Below are 15,165 nucleotides of genomic sequence, written 5' to 3' on the forward strand. Positions count from 1 at the left end.
TATAATAATGGCTATGAAGAATGTGAAGCTGGACATTCTTTTGGTCCTGCAGTGAGAAAAAGCTACATGATTCATTATATAACTAGTGGTAAAGGTATATTCAAGTGTGACGGTAAAGTTTATCACCTTGAAAAAGGAGATGCTTTTTTATCAAGCCTAATCAAGAAATTTATTATTGTGCTGACATACATGATCCTTGGGCCTATGGATGGATTGGAATGCAAGGATTAAAGATTGAGTCATATATTAATAAAACAACATTAGCTCATACTCCTGTTTTTCACTATTCTAAAGACGATCAATTAGCATTAAAATTTGTTAATATTTCTGTTGCCTATCGTTCTGTTTCTGCATGTAAAGAATTATTATTGAATAGTTTATTATACGATTTTCTGCATTTTTTAGTTAATCAATTTCCTAATTATCAAAATACTATTCCTACAGAGGAAGAATATGTCAATTTCATTATTAACTACTGTATTACTCATATTGATGAAAAAATATATGTTAGTGATATTGCAAATTATTTAGGTCTAGACCGTTCTTATACCACTAGATTGTTTAAAAAAATATGAACATATCTTTAAAAGATTATATTTTAAAAACAAAACTGGATGAAGCTGAAAGATTACTAATTGAAACTACACTCCCGATTAAAGTCATAAGCAAATCTGTTGGATATGATGATGAACTATATTTTTCAAGATTATTTCATAAGAAAAAAATATTTCACCCCGTAGTTATAGGCAAAATATTTGACTAATATCTATTAGTTAATCTCAAAAAGATTTAATACCATTTTATTTATATTTTTCACTATATTGAAAACCTTTCTAATAGAAATTATATTACCCAATCACCTTTCTTTAATTATTTTATTTCAAAATTTACATTTAAACCATTATGATAAATATTATCTTATCATATAAAATTGTAAGCAAATATTTATGTTTTTTATTTTCTTTCTTCCAACAAAAATATGTATCATTTTAAAATATTTTATTTAATTTATTACTATTAAATTCTAAAAATTAACTGTATAAGAATAACACATAATAAACACTATTTTGAAATTTTCTATAGACCATTCTTTGCTTACCCCCTATGTCAAAACTATTAAAAAACAAAAAAACCTTGATTTTATCAAGGCTTTCTAACACTTATTATTCACCAACCTATGATAAGCTTTAATATTTTTTAGATTTAATGAGTACTTTTAAATCAATATTTAGTGTAATTTTATCTTATAATCTTCTGTTTATTTTTATTTGCAGCACAACTTAGTACCAAAATAGTACCATATTTATTATTTTTATAATTATTATAATCATAATAAGTTCTTAACATAACGTTATATTAAATAATTTCTTTTATGCACTATTAATTTATCAAAAGGTTCTTGTTTTTCAATAAAGAAAATTTTATTCTCACTTAAATATCTTGAAAACATATTTTTTATTGAGTATTATATCTTTTAACAAACGGGATAATGATTGAATCAGATATTTCGCCATTGTATGGTATTTCTCTAGTTTCAGATTTCCTATTCTCAAAATCAATTTTTATTCCTTTTTTGAAAGGGCCACCATTCCTCCAACATATCGCATTTGTTTTATATGCAAACTCTTTTTCTATACTCTTTCTAACATTATTATCTTCTTCTTCACAAATAACTGCAAAAAGAAAATCTTTAAATTGTTCTTTTATATATTTACTATACAAATATTCCCTAGAAGTTGGATATACATAATATGAAAACAATTCTTCTCCAAATTGATTCACATATGGAATTTTAGTTCCATTATTGTTTAATTCTTCAGCCAAAAGCTGCTTATCTTTTTGAATTTCATTTTTAATGCAAGTTGTTTGTCCAACTTGTAAACAATACCATTTATCATCATTTACTACGTTTTTTCTTTTTCCAAACAAAGCCCAAACACCAGGGGTATTAAAACTACTTAGATTATGATTATTTACCACCATTAATTCTTTAAAAAATTTTTCCATTTTAATTAACTCCTTGATTTCAGTTTATAATTCACATTATTATATTATCTTACTAAGAAATGTTCTACAATATTTTTTATATAACCAAAAGAATTAATCGAATAGGGGCTAAGAATTAATATCTTTCGCCCCTTTCACAACACCATGCATAGGGTCCCCTACACGGCGTTTCATAAGTTTATAGAATTGTAATAGTCTAGTGCACTGATAAACCCAAAGCTTTTCAGTCTTTCGTTTGTCAGTGTTCTAGAGAGTATAAAGCTATTGGCTATATGCCAGTAACCTTTTCTTGTATTTGCCCATTCCCATGCCTTTTTCCTGTTTATTCCTAACTTTTGTAGATTTTTATATCTCGTCCTTACCAGTTTCCATCTCTTCCAGTATATCATTCGTATTCTTCGTCTTAACCATAAGTCAACTTTACCAAGATACACTTTCATATCGGCTACCCTGTAATAGTTTATCCATCCCGTCATATAGAGTTTTAATTCTTGGCCTAATTGTTTACTACTGACAGGTCTGTTTCTTTTTGTGATTCCCTTGATTCTTCTTTTCATCTTTTCTCTTGATTTCTTATGAACAGTGATTCGTACGTTACCACTCTTCTCTATATAAAATCCAAATCCTAGAAATTTTATATCAGTAATATAGGCTACTTTTGTTTTCTCCTGGTTGACTTTAACGAATAACTTCTCTTCAAGATACCTCCTCACTGTTTCCTTGACTCTCATTGCACTTCTTTTACTTTTGAATAGTATGACACAGTCATCTGCATATCTTACATATCTATTGCCTCTTCTTTCCATTTCTTTATCAAGTTCATTAAGATAGACATTTGATAGTAATGGACTTAGTGGTCCTCCTTGAGGTACGCCTTTAGTCGTTTCTTCGAATTTATGCTTTACTACGACTCCTGCATTGAGATATTTATGTATGAGTGATATGACTCTTCCATCCTTAATAGTTTGTGACAGTATCTGTATAAGCCTTGAATGATTGACTGTATCAAAGTATTTCTCCAAGTCCAAGTCTACTGTGTATCGATATCCTTCATTGGCATAGTCTACGACTCTTCTTACTGCTTGATGAGCATTTCTTCGAGGTCTAAATCCATAACTGTTTTCACTGAATAGTGGCTCAAAGATAGGCGTAAGTATTTGCACTATCGCTTGTTGAATGACCCTGTCAGTCACAGTTGGAATTCCTAGTCCTCTTTTCTTTCCATTATCTTTTGGTATTTCTACTCTTTTAACGGCTTGTGGACTATAGTGTCCCTCCATGATGAGTTTCTTTAGATAAGACCAGTGCTGTGCGAAATGCGTACGAACTTCTGCGACTTGCATTTTATCTACACCACCACTTCCCTTATTGCTCACAACCCTTTGGATTGCCTTTTCTATATTGGCATCTTCTACGATTGTTTCAAGTAACTTCTCATGTATTACAAATCTATTGGTGTTCTTCGTATGCGATATCTCTTGTTTTGATATAGGATACACTTCTCCATTATTGTCGTATTCCGTACTATCTTCATAGAGTAAGCCTAATGATAGTTGACAGTATCCAATTTTATCCTGAGTATCTTTCATTTCCAGTTCACCTCCTTATGTTCGGTCCTTCGCTAGATAACCATTACAGTTATCATCATCACTACTATGACCTCGGCTGACTTCCTAGGACAAACATTTCCACCATGATTACATTTTCATCATGTCCCTAGGACCTCCCACGGTAAGACATAACACTTTCATCCCATGTACCCACTATCTTTACACTGCTTATTCCGTCGTACTATTGGACTTTGATTTGTCATGCAATCTCATCCAATAAGCATATGCCTTAAATAGTTCGTATTCCTTGGGTCAGGATTTTGTCTCCGACTTCCTTCAGTTCTCACCTTACGATGGATACCTTGTCTTTGACTAGTGGTTGGTAGTACGAAACCCCCACAGTGGACTTTCACCACCAAGTTTTATGCCATGCATGGCACACATGAAGCTCCCGGGTCAAGACCCGGGGTATCTTCACGCTTCGCTTATGCGATGCTATCATATACTCAAATACAACTGCTTATATTCCGTATCTTGTTTACCCTGTTCTTTCACATATTCTCTGATTACTTTTTCGTTTTGATTTTTACCGACAGATGCGATAAAATATCCGTCGCTCCAGAATTGTCCTCCCCATAGTTGTTTTTTGACCTGCGGACACTCAGCAAATATTTGCCTTGCAGTTATACTTTTTATGATTTTTACCAATTTTGAAGGAGCATACTCAGGTGTACTTTGAACAAGAAAATGCACATGATCTTTGTCTGCCCCTATTTCAAGAAAATGTATATAATCATATCTCAGTTCTATCCCAAGGCAAATTTGCTTCAGATGTTCTTCAACAGAATCATCAAATACTACGCGACGATATTTTGCCGGACAGACAATGTGGTAAACAAGATTACTCACATTATGTGATAGATGTATAAATTGACTATTTCCCATTATCATCGCCCTCACTCTCGTATGATTGCGAAATCACTCTGTGATTTCGATAATAAATTGTTTTACACAATTTATTATATCATACTTCGTTCGGCATTACGCAGCAAGCTGCGGAAATGCCCATTGAGTTCTTCCGTATCCTTCACTCGGATACTTCAGAACTTATTATAATCACTCCCTCGATTATTCTATTATATCAAACTATGAAGTCAGTTAAAACATTATCATATATATTACTTAAGTTATAATTTAAGATAATATTTAAAAAGCGTTCCAAAGGCGTTCCAGAAGCGTTCCACAGAACGCTTTTAACAGATACTCAATATAAAATATTTTCTTAAACTGTAAAAAATTTTAATTAATTAACGTTAGTATTATCTTTTATCGATAGATTATTCAATTTATTTAATATTAAGCTCTAGTTCGTAATAGTACCAAATTAGTACCAGAAACCTCTCAAGAAACAAAAAAACCTTGATTTTATCAAGGTTTTTTAATCATTATTATTCACCAACGTATGGTAATAAAGCCATTTGTCTAGCACGTTTAATTGCAACTGCTAATTGTCTTTGATATTTAGCGCTTGTTCCAGTTACACGTCTAGGAATGATTTTTCCATTTGCAGAAACGAATCTTTTTAATAATTCAACATCTTTGTAATCGATGTAATCAATCTTGTTTTTTGTAAAATAGCAAACTTTTTTCTAGGTCTTTGTCTTTTGAATGCCATAAACCATTTCCTCCTTAAAATTGAATATCGTCTTCCATAATATCGAAAGAATCAAAAGAATTGTCAAAATCTTTTTCCAATTCTACTGTTTTCATATCATAGAAGTTATCTTGTGAAACTTGAGGTTGTTGTTGCTGTGCTCTTTCTCTTGCAGCTCTTGTTTCTAAGAACTGTACACTGTCACAAACAACTTCAACTACATATACTTTTTGACCCTGTGCATTATCATAGCTACGTGAACGAAGTCTACCTTCTACACCAACTAATGATCCCTTTGAACAATATCTTTCTACATTTTCAGCAACTTTATTCCAAACAACACAGTTAATATAATCTGCTTGTTGTCCATCAGCTGAATTGTAATTACGATTAAGTGCTAAAGTAAAACTTGTCACTGCAGCACCACTATTTGTTCTTCTGAGTTCAGGATCTCTGGTCATTCTTCCAACTAATACAACTCGATTAATCATCAGAATTCACCTTCTTATTTAGATCTTCTAAGAGTCATGTGACGGATAACGTTTGCGTTAATACGTGAAATACGTTCAAATTCAGAGATGTTTGCAGGAGTAGTTGTTGTATCTACGACAACATAATATCCTTTTTTGTAATCTTGAATTTCATAAGCAAAATCACGTAATCCCCATTCGTTGACATTATCTACTGTTCCTTCACCATTTGTTAAAATGCTTTTGAAGTTTTCGATTAATGCGTTTCTTGCTTCTTCTTCAACATCAGGTTTTACAATAAACATGATTTCGTATTTATTCATCTTTTTACCTCCTCCTATGGTCTAATGGTCTATATTTTTCATATAGACAGGCAGTAAATATATTACATGCTCAGGTAGTGTACCACATATCCCTATTTTTGTCAATCTTATAAGGTTTGACTTTCGGTTTTTTGCATTCTTTTTTGAAGGGTATGTCTTGTTGTTTATTGTCATAACCCTTGTTTTCTTATCTATATCATCTTTTTTGTTTTTGTTCTCTTTTTATTGTAGCTGAAAAAGTGTCATTTTCATGACCTTTTTTATTATTTACTATATGTTCATTTTATAGTTTCAGTTGCAGCTGCCTGTATTCCTGCTTCTCTCTTATATTTTGAAACTCCTTGATTCCCTTTTGTGCATATTTTAATATTTCCTGTATCCCTTTACTGATCTGATAGCACCAGTAATATCTCTTTCCTTTAAGCGATTTGCTTCTCTCTATCATCTTTATGACCAGTAATTTCTTGTCTACTTTCTCTGCCAACAGTGTTATATGCCCTATATGCATCATCAATATCGTATTCAATACATTTATTGATTTCATCGTCCTTACTCTTATATTTTCAAAACCATACTGATTCTTTTTGAATCTGAATTTCTCCTCGATTCGCCACCTTGACATATATGCCCTCACTATCTTATGCACATCTCTTTTATTCCTGATCTCTCTATTCGTTAAAAGCATCATCGGTTTTTCTTCACTTAATCCATACACAATGACTAGATTTAATATCCTTCCCTTTTGTGATGGCAGTTCCACTCTCGTATGTGATACATAGACTTCACTGTCTTCCTTAGAAAAATACATGTTCATCTTAATCTTGCCTTTTCTTCTTTTGGCGATTTCTCCTACTTTCTTTGGCTTCCCTTTAAACAATAATGTTCTATTTTCTTTGAGTCTGATGATGAAATCATCTGCATTATGATTTTCATCTATGAAGTAATCATAAAATACATTGGCATCATATCCTCTGTCACATACAAATGTACATCTTTCAGGAATGAGAGATTTGACATATTTTATGCTCTTTATTGTTTCATCGTTCATTGACTTGAATCCTTCACTTTCAGTTGAATAGATATGGCTATACAAAGATATTGGATGATGTTGATCCTGTGTGAGGGCAGTTGCCTCACATACATGGTATCCAGGATAAATGTCATCCTTAAGTGAGGAAGCATCCCTGACCATACAAAGATCTTCAAATTTTCTTCCATATTTTTTGATGATTTCACTGTTATCAAGTAAAATGATCCTGTCTTCGCTAAGATGCTTGATAACCATATCATTATAATTGGATTTCATTTGGTTCATTGCTTCATCATCAAATTGAGCCAAATGATTGGATAATCTGTCAATTGTATAATTGAGCTTGATATTTTCATCAAGAGCTCTGGCAATATCGCTAAGTAGAACACTTTGACTTCTTGCAAGACCAAACATCATGTCCATGACAAACTTGGCAGCAGGTTTATCAAGACTGTCTGATAATTTATTAGAAAAATTGACAATTTCTCTTTTCGTTTCATATAGATCTGTGGTAAAATAACTCATGGAAAATCCCTCCTAAATTTTGTTTATTGAGATAAAATTATTATAACATTTTAGAGGCTGATTTTCCTTATAAATAAAGCAAAACAGGCAATTTGTGAATAACTTTTTACCTGTTTTTTATTTTTTTACCGAAACTCAAATATAAGGCATTTAACCCACTTAAAATCAGCTTTTTTTAATCATTTATTTTGTATGCCTTCGTTTTCAAAGATGTTATAATATCCATATCATTTATAAAATCTTAAGCAAATATTTATACATTTTTGAATCAGGCATGGCATAATGTGAATACGAGGTGAGAATATGACAAAAAGAAAACAAATTAAGAAAAAACCACTTCTTTTCATAACTTTACTTGTGCTGATTATAGGACTAGGAACTTATTTCATTTCTCAACAGCATCATAATGATGTTGAAGAATATCAAGTTGATGGCTTATCTATCCAACATCAATTTCTAACTCCAAATCCTTATTCAAGAAGTGGAAAATCATTACGCAGAGTTAATGCTATCGTCATTCATTATACTGCTAATCCTGGCTCAACTGCTAAAAATAATCGTGATTATTTTGAAAACCTAAAACACACACATACAACTTCAGCATCAAGTCATTTTATTATTGATTTAAAAGGTGAAGTCATTCAATGCATTCCACTCAACGAAGTTGCTTATGCTTCAAATCATCGTAATAATGATACGATATCTATTGAGTGCTGCCATCCTGATGAAAGTGGTCAGTTTAATGAAAAGACTTATCAATCTTTACAAATATTAGTTCGTTCTTTAATGAATACCTATCACTTACAATCCCAAGATGTCATTAGACACTATGATATCACAGGTAAGATTTGCCCTAAATATTTTGTAGATTACGAAGATAAATGGCAAGAGTTTTTAGATTCACTATAAAAAGGAGGCACTTATATGTGGAATGAAGTAGATATCTTTCAAAAAAGAAAAATTAATTTTAATCAATTAATTCCTTATGGTTTTATTAAAAAAGAAAATCAATATATCTATACTCAAAATCTATTAAACAATACATTTCAAGTTATTATTACAATTGATAGTCACAGCAATATTCATTCCCAAGTTATTGATTTAGCTTTTCATGAAGAATATACGAATTTTCGTATCAAACAACAAGCTGGAGATTTTGTCACACAAGTGAGAGAAGAACTTCTAGCTATTTTCAATGATATAAAAGAACAATGTACAACCCCTCAAGATTTCATATTTCCTCAAACAAATAGAATAAGCCAATACATAAATAATCAATATCATGTATCTCCCCAGTTCCCATGGGAAAACGACTTTGAATCAGGAATCTTCAGACATCCTGACAATCAAAAATGGTTCGCTTTAATTATGAATATCAATAAAAAGAAATTAAATGGTGAAGATAAAAACATAGAAGTCATTAATCTTAAATTAAATCAAGAAGACATTTCCCATCTCATTCAACAAAATGGTTTCTATCCTGCTTACCACATGAATAAAAAACATTGGATAACCATTTCTCTAGATGACACTCTTTTAGATCAAGATATTATCTCATGCATTGACAAAAGTTATCAACTCACTCATCCTGTCCATGACTGGATTATTCCGGCCAATCCACAATATTATGATATGTTTCACTGTTTCGACCATGATGATACAATGCTTTGGAAACAGTCTACACATTTGTATGTTGGTGATGTTGTTTATCTCTATATAACAAAACCCTATGCTTATATTTTATACCAATGCCAAGTCCTTGAAATCGATATTCCCTATAACTATCATGATTCGCATCTTCAAATCAATCGCATAATGAAAATCAAACGATTAAAAACTTATCAACCTGATGAATATTCATTAGAAATACTCAAAAGATACGGTATTAAGACATTACGTGGTCCTAGAAGATTGACACCTGCCCTCAAAAATGCCTTACATCAATAAAAAGAACTTTCTTCAACAAGAGAGTTCTTTTCTTTAAGGATGCTGTTTTAATAATTCATTTAATTCTATTTGCCCTGCTTCTTCAAATATTGAATCATAATGAAATAAGCTAAAACCTTTATATCCCTGTTCATATAAAATTTGAACCTGCAAAGCTAAATTGTCTTGGCTTTCCTGCCATCCAAAATCATTTTCATCGCCCACACCAGCACGATAAAGTGCTAAACCAGCATATAACATAACGCTTGGTTGTCTTGATATTTTTGCAAACTGTCGACAACGATCACTAAACATGGTATCTTGATTTTCACCATAACAATCACTCCAATAAAGCTGAGGCATTAAATAATCTATATAGCCTTCTTCCCCTAACCATGTATCAATATCAGCTCCATCACTTAAACAATTTTCATAATTACCTTGTGGACTGATTCCAAATACAACATCTTTATTAACGGCTTTAATACTTTGATAGACATCTTGTATTAACATATTGACATAATCTAAACGTTCATCTTGAGAAGTTCCTTCATGTGTTCCTGATACATAAAAATAATCATCAAAATGAATCCCGTCAACATCATAATTTTCCACAATTTCTTCTACTCCATCAACAATATAATCTCTGACTGATTGACTGGCAGGATTGAGAATATATTGATAAGTCGCATATCCAATCGTAAGATTTGCATCTTCTAACCATTTATGATGAGGTGAATCATTTAAAAACTGTTCAAAACTTTCACGATTGAGTGAAATACGATAAGGATTTACCCATGCTTCAATATTCATCCCATTTTCATGGGCAATATCCACCATCACTTCTAATGGATCAAATGTTAAAGTGTTTTGATGCGTTATGATTTTTGATAATGGAAAAAGTTTAGAATCATACAAAGCATCACTAAATGCTCGTACTTGAACAATAATAGTATTGATTTTATATTCTTTTATATTGTCTATAGCTTGTGAAAAATCTTCAGAAAAACTTTCTTTAGATTCATATGAAAACTTTTCTAAATTACCATATGAAAACCAGACTGCTCTTTTATCAAAAGATGATAATGAACACGGTGGATGGGGTAATAAAAAATAAATTAACACACATATACTTAATAAAATAACAATAACTAACAAACTATGCTTTTTCTTTTTCAAAAAACCACCCCATTGATTATATTCATAAACATTATTTTAAGTCCTCAACAGTGGTAATTTTTTTATTTTCATAATCCCCCATGACAGCATACACATCTTCTTGTGTAAAATGTTCAACCATTTGCGCATCATCTGTTGCTTGATAGCCTGATTGGATGGCTTGGGTATATGCCTCTAAAATTAACTTTGTAGAAAAAGCCTGTGGTGTTTGTGCTTGCATCAATTCATCTCTTTTTAATGTTTCTACAACTTTTCCATCGACTACTCTTTTAATTGTATCTTTGCATGGAACCATTAATAAACAAGCTTGATGTTCTTGTAAAGCCAATAATAAAGCATCAATATGTTGTTGTTTTAAATAAGGTCTAGCACCATCATGAATCAAAACATAAGAACTTTGTACATGTTGTAAACCATGAAAAACACTATCTTGCCTTTCTTTTCCACCAACAACAAATTGAATACGTTCATCATCTAACAACTGCTGAAAAGTTTCTTTTTCATCTTCTCTTGTCACAACGATAATCTGTTGACAACGTGGATCTTGCATAAAAGTGTGTAAAGTCATTTCATAAACAGTCTGTCCCTGAAACTTATATAACATTTTATTATAATTTAAGCCTGTTCTTTTTCCTTGACCAGCACATAAAATTATGACACTATACATTTTCATTCCTCTTTTCTTTCCATCTTGCTTTTATCATATCATATTCGTTTTTATTTGACAAAAACTCATATTTAAAATAACTTTTAATTCTTTACAAACATCTGCATTCCATGGTTTGATTGTTCTGATGCTTATTGATTAGAAAACTGTCACTATTCTACAGCTTGACGGATTGTTTTTGTATCTTTAATTGTTAAAGTGTTTGTTTAATACTTTATAAAATACACTTCCTTTTAACAAAGTAACGCTACAGCAGTCAAAATAATTAAATATATGATATTGGATTTTGTAAAAGACAGAAAATATTGAGATTTATAATTTAGATAAATACGTGCTATATATTTATACGAAATCAATGAAGCCATAGATGCAATCAGTGTGCCTAAACCACCTATATTCACACCAATAAGTAAATCATGTATATTTTGTGTAAATCCTGATAATAAAATCGTTGTGGGAACATTAGAAAAAACTTGTGAACAGATAACACTGATTATTATTTCATAACCATTAACAATATGATTTAAAAACTAAGCAACAACATCTATATTCTTTAAATTCCCTATAAAAATAAAGAAACCTATAAATGTCAACAATAATAAATAATCGACTTTAAGAATTGTTTTATAATCCATTAACCCACAGACAATACAAATCACTGGTAATAAATAAAAAATACTAAAAAGATGTAAAACACTTAATAAACATAAAACAAATAATAATAAATATATCCATAAATAAGTCATATTTGTATCTTGTTTTTGATAAATCTTAGGGGATTCTATCACTTTATTACGATTGAAAAAGATATGTATTATCAACAATAGAAAAGATAAACAAACATAAGGTAATATGGTTATTAAAAAATCACCTAGTGACATATGAAAGTATGTATATAAAAATAAATTTTGTGGATTGCCTATTGGTGTACACATACTTTTTTGCAGCCAAAGTCTGCAATACAACAATATGTATAACTCTTTCTTCCTTATTCAATATCTTTAAAACAACAATCATTAAAGGTACAAAAGTAATTAATGCTACATCATTAGCAATAAACATACTGAAAAAGAAACATAGACTTGTTAAAAGTATATCTAACTGTTGAGTTGTTTTGATTTTCTTGAGAAAAAAGATAGCTACTTGTTCAAACAGTTTAATATTTTGTAAACCATTAACTATAACCATTAACAAAATAATAAAGCCAGTGTTGTATAATCTATATATCCCAAATAAGATAAAGATGGTTTCACAAAGAAACAAGATAAGATTGCTAAAATCCAAGCAATCAGTAAAACCGTATCTTTTTTTATAATTCCCCATATTCTTTTCATATATCTCACCTCATAGACTCCTATTTTAACATAAATTTTATAGGTATCAATCTCTTTTCTATTTTAAAATTGATATGTCATAAAAATATCATTTCTTGATATTCGTACAACTGATAGTTGCACTCATAAATGAAAACACCATATCATTGATGGTGTTTTCATTTTTATTATTTATTCAGTTAATAATTTATTTGCATAAATTAAATGTCAGTCATACTATCTATTTTTAGAAACTAGATACTTCTTCATCTGTTTGATTAAAGTTCTTGCTCCTTGTTGCAAATCATAACCATTTAAAATATCATTAATCATATCATCTGTTAAAGGAACAGGTGTTTGATTTAATAAGATTTGTTGAAGATGTTCTTTTTGTAAAGTCTGATATTCAATGATTTCGTCAATACGATTTAAGAATTCTTTAGAAAAATAGGTTTCTAAATGTTGATGTGAAGGTAATTTCTTTTTAAATCCAACAACTGATTGATTTTGTCTTGTCACATTAGAAGTCATGATAATAATTGTATCTTTAAAAGAAATAATATGATGCTGGTTATCTTTTAATATACCTTCATCAAAAACTTGTAAAAATAAATGCATAACTTGTGGATGTGCTTTTTCGATTTCATCCAACAACAAGATACTATCAGGATATAAAATCATATCATGAAATAAAGAAGATTGCTGATCAAAACCAACATATCCTGGTGATGAACCAATGATTTTATTGACACTTGTCATATCACTATATTCAGACATATCCAATTTAATAAAATGTTTATGCATCGCTTGTGCTAATATCTTAGCTGTTTCTGTTTTTCCAATTCCACTGCTACCAGTGAATAAATAGACACCTTTGGGACGATGAGAATGCGGATATTTTGATAAAGATTCTAAAGATTCAATAAATTGATGTATGGCTGATTCTTGCCCAATAATATGCTCATTCAATGTTAATTCTATATCACGATAAGAAAGATGCTGTAAACTTGTGCCAGTTATTTCTTCAATGACTTTTTCAATATGTTGTGTCTGTAAACTTTGTGCATGTTGAAATGATGCTTTTACACATGATAAATCTAATACATCTAAGGCTTTATCTGGAAAAACACGAGATAGTAAATATTGATCACAGAGTTCTATAATTTCATCAAGTCGCTCATCTAAAATATGAATATGATGATAATTTTCATACTGATTTTTTAATCCTAAAAGAATCTCTTTTGTTTCTTCTTTCGTATTTTCATTGAGTTTTAAAATAGAGAAACGTCTATTCATTGCTTGATCCTTTTCAAAGTATTTATAATATTCTTCTATTGTTGTTGCTCCAATCAATGTTAAATCTTTTCTTGCTAGAAATGGTTTTAAAATATTAGACGCATCAATAGCTCCTTCTGCCCCACCTGCTCCGATTAAATTATGAATTTCATCGATAAATAAAATGGCATCCTTTGCTTGTATCACTTTATCTATAATCTTCTTAAACTTTTCTTCAAATTCACCACGATACTTTGTACCAGCAACAATACTTGATAAACTTAATTCATAAATCACTTTCTTCTGTAAAAGTTCAGGAACTTCTTTTTGATTAATCTTATAAGCTAACTTCTCTACTAATGCTGTTTTTCCTACACCAGCTTTACCAATCAATAAAACATTATTCTTTTCCTTTTTACATAGCGTTAAAAAAAGCTGTTCTAATTCTTGATCTCTTCCAATCATAAGACGTTTTTCTTTTTTGACCAATTCATTAAAATTCACTAACTCATGAACCTTATCTAATTCATAAAGCAAAGACTGTGTTTCACTCAATTTTTCTTTTAATTCATCAAATGGAATATGATATTTATTTAATAATTCAACAGCCACACTTTCTCTTTGTAGAAGTAAAGCTAAACATAAAACATTTAAACTAACTTTATTCTCTTTTCTTTCATGTGTTATTTGAATGGCTATTTCTAATATCTTTTTCACAACTTCGCTATACTCCATATAAAAAGGTTGAATATCCTTTTCACCAAACAACCTTACAATATCTTTATAAATGACATCATCATCCACATGATATGTTTTTAACATCTTCGTTAAGGGTATATCTTTCATTTTCAATAACGATAATAACAGATGTTCACTTCCCACATGACTATGTCCTAAATCAAATGCAATACTTTCAGCTATCACAATGGCTTTTTGTGCCTGTTCATGAAATTGTGTAAGCATACTACACCTCTTTTCCTTTCTATCATATGAACTCTATTTGAAATTATTAACGTTTTCTTTATATTTAATCAATTTATTGATTTGTATTATTTTCCAAAAATAATTATATACAAAAAAACTGATAACCTATGTATTTTGTTATCAGTCTAAGATCTTTAATCTTTTAAGTTTTGAATCATTTTCCACATTGCTTCAGCTGAATTAAAGTTTTCTGGCACGATATCAGATGCTCCAATTTGAACATCAAATTCATCATTAAAAACAAGTGTATTAAACGCCATAT

Annotated in this window: 16 protein-coding genes and 2 pseudogenes; 4 read left to right on the forward strand and 14 right to left on the reverse strand. The window is 30.3% G+C overall.

The features are described from left to right. Positions 1-66: 66 nt before the first annotated feature. Both NMU03_RS05250 and NMU03_RS17585 read left to right on the forward strand, forming a co-directional pair. Positions 67-575: pseudogene (locus NMU03_RS05250) on the forward strand (AraC family ligand binding domain-containing protein). Then, complete coding sequence (locus tag NMU03_RS17585; RefSeq protein ID WP_353956659.1) at positions 572-763, forward strand: helix-turn-helix domain-containing protein; 192 nt, start codon at positions 572-574, stop codon at positions 761-763. The pseudogene NMU03_RS05250 and the gene NMU03_RS17585 overlap by 4 nt, the downstream one beginning before the upstream one ends. A gap of 692 nt (positions 764-1,455) precedes the next feature. Here the strand turns inward: NMU03_RS17585 and NMU03_RS05255 are convergent. From NMU03_RS05255 to NMU03_RS05285, 7 genes and pseudogenes are all read right to left on the reverse strand, one after another. After that, positions 1,456-2,007: a hypothetical protein gene (locus tag NMU03_RS05255; protein WP_290141616.1), complete on the reverse strand. Its 552-nt coding sequence runs from the start codon at positions 2,005-2,007 to the stop codon at positions 1,456-1,458. Between the two features lie 170 nt (positions 2,008-2,177). Further along, positions 2,178-3,596: a group II intron reverse transcriptase/maturase gene (gene ltrA / locus NMU03_RS05260; protein WP_290141617.1), complete on the reverse strand. Its 1,419-nt coding sequence runs from the start codon at positions 3,594-3,596 to the stop codon at positions 2,178-2,180. A 459-nt stretch (positions 3,597-4,055) separates the two neighbouring features. Beyond that, the gene (tnpA, locus tag NMU03_RS05265) at positions 4,056-4,502 is read right to left on the reverse strand and encodes an IS200/IS605 family transposase (protein WP_290141618.1); all 447 of its coding nucleotides are present in this window, start codon (positions 4,500-4,502) and stop codon (positions 4,056-4,058) included. A gap of 503 nt (positions 4,503-5,005) precedes the next feature. Beyond that, positions 5,006-5,206, reverse strand: a pseudogene (gene rpsR, locus NMU03_RS05270) (30S ribosomal protein S18); the annotation flags it as partial. A 40-nt stretch (positions 5,207-5,246) separates the two neighbouring features. Continuing rightward, a complete protein-coding gene (ssb, locus tag NMU03_RS05275; RefSeq protein ID WP_087244236.1) occupies positions 5,247-5,702 on the reverse strand; it encodes a single-stranded DNA-binding protein in 456 nt (151 codons plus the stop codon). 14 nt (positions 5,703-5,716) lie between these two features. Then, positions 5,717-6,004 carry a 30S ribosomal protein S6 gene (gene rpsF, locus NMU03_RS05280; protein ID WP_290141619.1) on the reverse strand — a complete coding sequence of 96 codons (288 nt, stop codon included), beginning with the start codon at positions 6,002-6,004 and terminating at the stop codon, positions 5,717-5,719. Positions 6,005-6,287: 283 nt separating this feature from the next. After that, positions 6,288-7,559, reverse strand: a complete 1,272-nt coding sequence (locus NMU03_RS05285) for a transposase (RefSeq protein WP_290138468.1) — start codon at positions 7,557-7,559, stop codon at positions 6,288-6,290. A 303-nt stretch (positions 7,560-7,862) separates the two neighbouring features. On the opposite strand from NMU03_RS05285, the gene NMU03_RS05290 reads away from it, so the two are divergent. Beyond that, positions 7,863-8,468, forward strand: a complete 606-nt coding sequence (locus NMU03_RS05290) for a peptidoglycan recognition protein family protein (RefSeq protein ID WP_290141620.1) — start codon at positions 7,863-7,865, stop codon at positions 8,466-8,468. A 15-nt stretch (positions 8,469-8,483) separates the two neighbouring features. Continuing rightward, a complete protein-coding gene (locus NMU03_RS05295; protein WP_290141621.1) occupies positions 8,484-9,506 on the forward strand; it encodes an MmcQ/YjbR family DNA-binding protein in 1,023 nt (340 codons plus the stop codon). Positions 9,507-9,539: 33 nt separating this feature from the next. Here NMU03_RS05295 and NMU03_RS05300 read toward each other — a convergent pair whose 3' ends face one another. The 7 genes from NMU03_RS05300 to NMU03_RS05325 form a co-directional block, all read right to left on the reverse strand. Then, the gene (locus NMU03_RS05300; RefSeq protein ID WP_290141622.1) at positions 9,540-10,664 is read right to left on the reverse strand and encodes a glycoside hydrolase family 10-like protein; all 1,125 of its coding nucleotides are present in this window, start codon (positions 10,662-10,664) and stop codon (positions 9,540-9,542) included. 31 nt (positions 10,665-10,695) lie between these two features. After that, a complete protein-coding gene (gene ispD / locus NMU03_RS05305; protein ID WP_290141623.1) occupies positions 10,696-11,331 on the reverse strand; it encodes a 2-C-methyl-D-erythritol 4-phosphate cytidylyltransferase in 636 nt (211 codons plus the stop codon). 530 nt (positions 11,332-11,861) lie between these two features. Beyond that, a complete protein-coding gene (locus NMU03_RS05310) occupies positions 11,862-12,266 on the reverse strand; it encodes an SLC13 family permease (RefSeq protein ID WP_290141624.1) in 405 nt (134 codons plus the stop codon). Next, positions 12,199-12,519, reverse strand: a complete 321-nt coding sequence (locus tag NMU03_RS17590; RefSeq protein ID WP_353956686.1) for a transporter permease — start codon at positions 12,517-12,519, stop codon at positions 12,199-12,201. The genes NMU03_RS05310 and NMU03_RS17590 overlap by 68 nt, the downstream gene beginning before the upstream one ends. Next, positions 12,519-12,665, reverse strand: coding sequence for a hypothetical protein (locus NMU03_RS05315; protein ID WP_290141625.1), 147 nt, complete (start codon positions 12,663-12,665; stop codon positions 12,519-12,521). The genes NMU03_RS17590 and NMU03_RS05315 overlap by 1 nt, the downstream gene beginning before the upstream one ends. A 216-nt stretch (positions 12,666-12,881) precedes the next feature. After that, positions 12,882-14,882 carry an AAA family ATPase gene (locus NMU03_RS05320; RefSeq protein WP_290141626.1) on the reverse strand — a complete coding sequence of 667 codons (2,001 nt, stop codon included), beginning with the start codon at positions 14,880-14,882 and terminating at the stop codon, positions 12,882-12,884. 155 nt (positions 14,883-15,037) lie between these two features. Beyond that, positions 15,038-15,163 (reverse strand): hypothetical protein, encoded by a 126-nt coding sequence (locus tag NMU03_RS05325; RefSeq protein ID WP_290141627.1) that lies wholly within the window; start codon positions 15,161-15,163, stop codon positions 15,038-15,040. Positions 15,164-15,165 lie beyond the last annotated feature (2 nt).

It is taken from the genome of Allocoprobacillus halotolerans, assembly GCF_024399475.1.
GTDB lineage: Bacteria > Bacillota_I > Bacilli_A > Erysipelotrichales > Coprobacillaceae > Allocoprobacillus > Allocoprobacillus halotolerans.